This window comes from Streptococcus infantis (assembly GCF_047460405.1).
In the GTDB taxonomy this organism is placed as follows: domain Bacteria; phylum Bacillota; class Bacilli; order Lactobacillales; family Streptococcaceae; genus Streptococcus; species Streptococcus infantis_Q.
Genome location: NZ_JASHGH010000009.1, coordinates 83,163 through 90,503, shown reverse-complemented (window position 1 = coordinate 90,503; position 7,341 = coordinate 83,163). Strand labels below are relative to the sequence as shown.

General features: G+C 40.0%; 6 protein-coding genes and 1 pseudogene. 1 reads left to right on the top strand and 6 read right to left on the bottom strand.

Annotated features, from left to right (window positions below; translation table 11 throughout):
- Positions 1-159: 159 nt before the first annotated feature.
- The 3 genes and pseudogenes from manA to QM928_RS05625 all read right to left on the bottom strand — a co-directional run bounded on the left by manA (position 160) and on the right by QM928_RS05625 (position 1,875).
- Positions 160-1,104, bottom strand: coding sequence for a mannose-6-phosphate isomerase, class I (gene manA / locus QM928_RS05635; protein ID WP_075232214.1), 945 nt, complete (start codon positions 1,102-1,104; stop codon positions 160-162).
- A 120-nt stretch (positions 1,105-1,224) separates the two neighbouring features.
- Positions 1,225-1,380: pseudogene (locus QM928_RS05630) on the bottom strand (family 1 glycosylhydrolase); the annotation flags it as partial.
- Positions 1,381-1,614: 234 nt separating this feature from the next.
- The gene (locus QM928_RS05625; protein WP_025170330.1) at positions 1,615-1,875 is read right to left on the bottom strand and encodes a SemiSWEET family transporter; all 261 of its coding nucleotides are present in this window, start codon (positions 1,873-1,875) and stop codon (positions 1,615-1,617) included.
- Between the two features lie 322 nt (positions 1,876-2,197).
- Between QM928_RS05625 and QM928_RS05620 the strand changes: the two genes are divergently transcribed.
- On the top strand, positions 2,198-2,542 hold the full coding sequence (locus QM928_RS05620) for a lipopolysaccharide assembly LapA domain-containing protein (protein ID WP_049503129.1): 345 nt from the start codon (positions 2,198-2,200) through the stop codon (positions 2,540-2,542).
- Between the two features lie 177 nt (positions 2,543-2,719).
- On the opposite strand, the gene QM928_RS05615 is transcribed toward QM928_RS05620, so the two are convergent.
- The 3 genes from QM928_RS05615 to QM928_RS05605 form a co-directional block, all read right to left on the bottom strand.
- Entirely contained in the window at positions 2,720-3,067 is a 348-nt protein-coding gene (locus QM928_RS05615; RefSeq protein ID WP_414294686.1) for a VOC family protein, read from the bottom strand.
- Between the two features lie 58 nt (positions 3,068-3,125).
- Positions 3,126-4,901, bottom strand: coding sequence for a pyruvate oxidase (spxB, locus tag QM928_RS05610; RefSeq protein WP_000191822.1), 1,776 nt, complete (start codon positions 4,899-4,901; stop codon positions 3,126-3,128).
- A 217-nt stretch (positions 4,902-5,118) separates the two neighbouring features.
- A complete protein-coding gene (locus QM928_RS05605; RefSeq protein ID WP_075232215.1) occupies positions 5,119-7,341 on the bottom strand; it encodes a heavy metal translocating P-type ATPase in 2,223 nt (740 codons plus the stop codon).

Here is a 7,341-nt window from a genome sequence, read left to right as displayed (position 1 = left end):
ATTATAATCAGGTTTTTCTTTGTGAAACATAGGGATTACCTCACAACTCTTCTTACCTCTATTATACGACTTTACACAAAGAAAAGCCCTTAGAAACTTGAGTTCTAAGGACTTTGTCTTCAATCTGGGACTTGAGAATATCTCTCAAGTCTTTTCTTTTTATGGATGGCTTACAATCAATTCTAGACCTTGCCCTTCCAAGGTCCAAGCTTCAACATCACTTGGTAAGATAAAGTGACTACCTTTTTGAATTGGATAATCTTTTCCGTCTACAGTCAGTTTCCCTTGACCAGCCAAGACGCTGAACAAGCTGTAATCAGCTGTCTTCTCAAATTCAACTTTTCCTGTGATTTCCCACTTGTAAACAGCAAAGAAATCATTAGAAACAAGTATAGTTGAACGCAAATCATCTACTTTGACAGTCACAGGACGGCTGTTTGCAGGCTCACCAATATTCAATACATCGATTGATTTTTCGAGGTGAAGTTCACGCAAGTTTCCCTTGTCATCCTTGCGGTCAAAGTCATAGACACGGTAGGTGGTATCGCTAGACTGCTGGGTTTCAAGAATCAAGATACCTGCTCCGATAGCATGCATGGTGCCACTTGGCACATAGAAGAAATCTCCAGCCTTAATAGGCACTTTTGTCAGCAAGTCCTCCCAGTTTTTATCCTCGATTTGCTGACGGAGTTCTTCTTTTGACTTGGCATTGTGACCGTAAATAATCTCTGAACCTTCATCTGCTGCAATGATGTACCAACATTCTGTTTTTCCGAGTTCGCCTTCATGCTCTAGTCCATAGGCATCGTCTGGATGGACTTGGACGCTGAGCCAGTCGTTGGCATCGAGGATTTTGGTCAAAAGTGGAAATACAGGCTCTGGACGATTGCCAAACAATTCACGGTGCTCTGCATACAAAGTAGCTAGGTCTGTTCCTTCAAAGCGACCATTGGCAACTTTAGAGACTCCATTTGGATGGGCTGAGATGGCCCAGTATTCTCCGATTTTTTCACTTGGAATGTCGTAGCTAAACTCATCACGTAGCTTGGTTCCACCCCAGATTTTTTCTTGCATAACTGATTGTAAAAATAACGGTTCTGACATGTCAATCTCCTGTCTGATTTTTCTCCCCTCATTATAGCAAAAAAAGAGTTCGAATTGAACTCTTTTTCACATCTTATAAATTAGGGAGAAGATTTTATAAAAATAGTGAACAAATGTGCTCTACTCAATGCTTGCACCATTGCTGGCAATGACATCCTTGTACCAGTAGAAGGATTTCTTCTTGCTACGTTTGAGAGTCCCATTTCCTGCGTTATCTCGATCCACATAGATAAAGCCATAGCGCTTGTTCATTTCGCCTGTTCCAGCCGAAACCATCCGGAAAAGTCAGTTTTTCGGTCATAAGTCTACTCAACTTTCTTATTTGCTTGTTCATTTACTTATATTATAGCTCATTCTGAAACCTTTTCTTATAAAATACTGTGACATACTGATACTATTCTACTATTTAAGTTGATCAGATTGTTTTTTAAAAAATTATCCTCTCGAAAAAGCAAATAGCCTCCCCGGAAACAAAAAAAGAAGACTGAAAACTAGTCTCCTCTGTTCCTTTTAAATCAAAGCTGTGATAGCGGTTACTAGGCCAAAAATAATACCTGGTGCATTCGCTGCTGCAAGGGGGATATCTCTTTCTTTTTTGAAAAGACCGTAGTAGACCCATAGACTACAGTTGATCGCTGCAACCAAGGGCTCAATGAAATTTCCTTTTTGACCAGCCAGATTGTCCATGATTTGTGGGAAGTAAGACATATACATCATAACAGACATAAAGGTCGCTACCCAACCTAACATTTTCATTTGTTTTTCAGTTATTTTCAAAACCTATTTCATTTTTACTGAATCTTATTTTATAATCTTCTTTCAAAACAATCAAGACTTTGAAGCTTTTGTTATAAAGATGTAAACTATCACAATCTTGTGAGAAGAAAGAGGGAACAGAAAAAAGACTGGATTGCTCCGATCTGTTTAGTCAATCAAATATTAGAAAATGAATACTCCTTTTCAATGAATCGATTGATGGTAAATAAGCTGTTAGAAATTATTGACAGTATCGAAATTTTCTAGTAAAATGAATTTTGTTAATACCTAAATGGTGTGTAATTTTCTATCAACATAGTCAGGAGAAAAGGAACTTATGCTAAAAAAATTTAATGAATTGTCACTGAAAGATAAGGCTTATCTAATTGGCGGTTTGATCTTATTAGTCATTGTGATCTCCTTTGGTCTGCTCAATCGTCAAACAGTAACTGTCAGTCTTGTCTTTACACAACTATCTGCTCCCTTGATTTTGGTGATTTTTACTTGTCTAGTAATCGGGATCATTGTTGGTAGTGCTATTGGTTTTAGCTATCACCATGGCAAGACTCAAGAGCTGAAAAGCCGCATTGCTGAAGCAGAAACGACTATCCATAAAAAAGACAAGGAGCTTCTCCAGTACAAGGAACAGGTGCAACAATTAAAACAGGAAGCCAAACAATAAGTGTAGAAATCATAACCACCCGTCAGCGGGTGGTTTTTTGTCTCGCACCTAATGGAACGAGACGGACTGAAAATCGCATAACAGAAAAAAAACCGGATTGCTCCGATCTTTCAATAGTTCATATTCTCACATTCTGTTTTAAGAATAGTTAAGGTTATCTTCAAATGACTAAGCCCCTTATTTCATACGATAAAAATCAAGCACTAGACCAGCAGGACCTTTAACTAATAAGGACTCTGTTCCCCAATCCGTTTCACAAGGACCGTGTAAAATCTCGACACCTCTCTCTTTTAAACGTTGGTAATTCTGATTTAGATCCTCAACCTCGATATGAAGAATGATTCCTGACTGAAAATCTTCCAAAGGAATCAAATGATTTTGGGACAACATCAGACAGTGACTGCCAATCGTAAACTGAGCGAAACTGTCATCAACATAATCTGACTTTTTATCCAAAATACGCTCCAAGTCAGCACAGACTTGGGGAACATCTGAAACGATAATATCTAATTGATTTAAATTCATTTACTATCCTCCATAAAAAGACCGGATTGCTCCGATCTTTTTAAGTTCCACGAAGGAATTATTTAATTGCGCGTGATTGCAAACCTTCTTCTTCCAAGAATAGGCGGAATGGTACGAGTTCTTCTGCTTCGTATTTTTCCTTGAAGGCTTTGATTGCTTCTTCTGAGTGAAGTTTTGGATCCAATTCAAGTACTTCTACTGGAAGTGGACGGTGTGGAGTGATGCGAGCATCGATAACAACAGTTTTACCTTCTTTGTTCAATTTAACAGCTTCTGCAACAACTGCATCGATATCTTCGATACGGTTTACTGTAAATCCAACAGCTCCTTGAGCTTCAGCAATTTTAGCGTAATCAGCGTTTGTGAAGTCACAACCAAACAAGTGTTTGTTTGTGTCTTCGTATTTGTCCTTGATGAAGGCATATTTATCATTTGAGAAGACAACGTTGATAACTGGAAGGTCGTATTGAACGTTTGTGATAACGTCTGGGTAGCACATGTTAAATGCTCCATCACCCATGATGTTCCATATTTGGCGATCTGGATTGTCTTTCTTAGCAGCGATACCACCAGGAAGGGCAATACCCATTGTCGCAAATAGTGGAGATGTACGCCACATGTTCTTAGGTGTCATGTGAAGGTGACGAGTAGATGTTTGAGTAGTGTCACCTACGTCGATTGAATAGATAGCGTCTTGATCAGCATGTTTGTTGATTGCATTGTAAACTTGGTACAATTGCAATTCACCCTCAGTTTTACCTTCGAGTTTGTTCATGTAATCACGCCAGTTTTGGTTGTTCTTAACGTTTGCACGCCACCATGGAGTTGATTCAACTGGGTTTACTTTGTCAAGGATAGCTTTAGCTGCTTGACCTGCGTCACCAAGGATTGAAGCGTCAAGGGCATGACGTTTACCAAGTTTGTAAGGATCGATATCCACTTGGATGAATTTTTCAGTGTTCTTGAATGCTTCGTAAACTTCAGCAAATGGGAAGTTTGAACCAAGGAAAAGAACTGTGTCTGCTTCAAAGACAACTTCGTTGGCTGGTTTCCAACCAACACGGTAAGCAGAACCTGTCAAACCTTCATAGTTCCATTCGAAAGCTTCAAAGTTTTTACCAGTTGTGATGATTGGTGCTTTGATTTTACGTGACAATTCAGTAATCACTTCACCAGCTTTAACACCACCGTAACCAGCGTAAATAACTGGACGTTCAGCATTGTTCAAGATTTCAACAGCTTTGTTGATTTCAACTTCGTTCAAAGCAGGAGCGATGAATGAACGTTCGTATGAACCTGAACCGTAGTATGAGTTTTCGTCGATTTCTTGGAAACCGAAGTTTACTGGGATTTCAACAACAGCTGGACCTTTTTTAGAAACTGCAGCACGGCAAGCTTCGTCGATTACTTTTGGTAATTGCTCAGCGTAAGCTACACGTTTGTTGTATACAGCGATACCGTTGTACATTGGGTTTTGGTTCAATTCTTGGAAAGCATCCATGTTCAATTCGTTAACTGGACGTGATCCAAGGATCGCTAGGAATGGAGTGTTATCCATAGCTGCATCGTAAACACCGTTGATCAAGTGAGTTGCACCAGGTCCACCTGAACCAACTGCAACACCGATAGATCCGCCAAATTTAGCTTGCATAACCGCTGCAAGAGCACCTGTTTCTTCGTGACGAACTTGCAAGAAACGGATATCTTTGTCTTCAGCCAAAGCGTCCATCAATGAGCTGAGTGTTCCTGATGGGATACCGTAGATAGTATCTACGCCCCATGTTTTCAATACGTTGAGCATTGCTGCAGATGCAGTAATTTTCCCTTGAGTCATAATGATAACTCTCCTTCAAAATAATTTCATATATTTACAAAAAACGCTTTTATATGTTATTTGAAAACGATTCAGTAAATTTACAATCCTAATTTATCACATTTGATTTTAGATTTCTAAGTATATGCTCAGAAACTTTCATTCTCTATTACAGTACAGTTTGGAAGCGTTTTGAAAATCTGTTTTAGAATAGAAAAAAGCGGTTAAGACCGCCTTTTTAATCGACTTTAGTAAAATTAAGCATGAGAGAGCTGATTAAAACAGATACTGAACTAAAGGCCATGGCCAATCCTGCAAGTTCTGGATTGAGTACCAAACCAAGACCAGAAAACACTCCTGCTGCAATCGGAATACCAATGAGGTTATAGATAGAAGCCCAGAAAAGATTGAGTAGAATACGATTAAAGGTCTTCTTACTCATATCAAAAGCACGTGCCAATCCTAGTAAATTGTTGGTTGTAAGGACAAGATCTGCTGATTCAATGGCAATATCTGTCCCAGAGCCCATGGCAATTCCGACATCCGCTACACTGAGGGCCGGCGCATCATTGATACCATCTCCAACAAAGGCCAATTTGCCATTCTTTTGAAGCTTGTGAATTTCATGTGCCTTTTCCTCTGGCAAGACATTTGCGATCACTTCTTCGATTCCAATTTGCTCTGCAATCGCATGGGCTACTCCAGCATTATCTCCAGTAAGCATAACCGTTCTAAGACCACGTTTTTTCAATTTAGCAATAGCTTCTCGAGCATTTTCCTTAGGGACATCCTGCAAGGCAATTAAGCCTTTTAACTGACCATCTACGGATAGGAAGACAACTGTTTTTGCTTCTTTCTCAAGCAAATCAAATCGTTCTTGATAATCATGTGGAATAGCAAGGTCAGCTAAGAGCTTAGCATTCCCAAGCAAGACTTGTTTACCATTAATAATCCCAGTCACACCTTTTCCATGCAAGGCTTGGAAGTTTTCCACTGGGTAAAGGCTAATTCCTAGTTCAGATGCACGATTAACAATAGCTTGAGCTAGCGGGTGTTGAGATACATCTTCCAGTGAAGCAGCCAAACTTAGCACTTCTCTTTCATCACCAATAACATCTGTCACTACTGGCTTCCCTTCGGTCAAGGTTCCTGTCTTATCAAAAACAACCGTTTGGACCTTTTGGATTTCCTGTAAAACTGTACCATTTTTGAGAAGAATCCCCATCTTGGCACTTCGTCCTGTTCCAACCATGAGTGCTGTCGGTGTCGCGAGTCCTAGTGCACAAGGACAGGCAATTATCAAAACAGCAACTCCGTAGAGAAGTGAAGTCACAAAGCTATCTCCAAGTAAAACAAACCAGACCCAAAAAGTAAGAAGTCCTAAAATGACAACTGCTGGTACAAAAATCCCTGAAATCTTGTCGGTCAAATCTTGAATAGGAGCACGACTCGTTTGAGCTTTCTTCACAAAGTCCACAATCTGAGCCAGCATAGTCTCAGAACCAACTTTTTCAGCTCTAAAGATGATCGTACCACTATTATTGATAGTTGACCCAATAACAGCATCTCCAACTGATTTATCGACTGGAATACTTTCCCCAGTCACCATTGATTCATCAATACTCGTTTCACCTTCTAACACAGTCCCATCAACGGCAATTTTTTCACCTGGTCGAACGCGAATGAGATCCCCAACTTTGACTTGTTCTAGAGGGATTTGAACATAAACATCATCACGCAAAACCTCTGCTGTCTTTGCTTGTAGGTCTAATAATTTTTCGACTGCCTGCGAAGTATTTTTTCGCATTTTTTCCTCAAAAACTGCTCCCAAAAGAATGAAGAAGAGGATAAATGCAGCACTTTCAAAGTAAACGGGCAGACCAGTGAAGAGGGCTACTAAGCTATAGAAATAGGCCACTAGGGTTCCCAGAGCAACCAAGGTATCCATGTTGGAATTGTGCTTTTTAAAACTAGCCCAGGCGCTTCTGATATATGGAACTCCAGCTACCAGCATAATGGGTGTTGTGGCTAAAAAGGTGCCCCAACGCATGACTTGGTGACTAATTCCTCCTGTAGACATCCCAATCATGAGAATCACAAGAGGCACAGTAAAGATACTAGTAATCCAAAAACGCTGTAAAAGACTGAGAGACTTTTTAGTTTTTTCAACAACGGTGTAGGTCCCCTTTTGCATCTTCATGCCGCATGAAAATTCATGCTCGCCCAAGTCTTGAGGCGTAAAGCGAATGACTTTTTCCTCGTCTTGAGCGATTGGTTCTAGGATTCCTTCTTCTTCGAAGAGAATCTCCTTATAGCAGTTTGATGGTGTCACACGGTGAAAGGTAATCTCAGCAGGAATCCCTTTTTGCAGTTGAATGTGGGCTGGATGGTAGCCTTTGTCTGCCGTGATACGGATTTTTTGAACACCATTTTCAAGACTTGCTTTTACAATTTCAGTCAT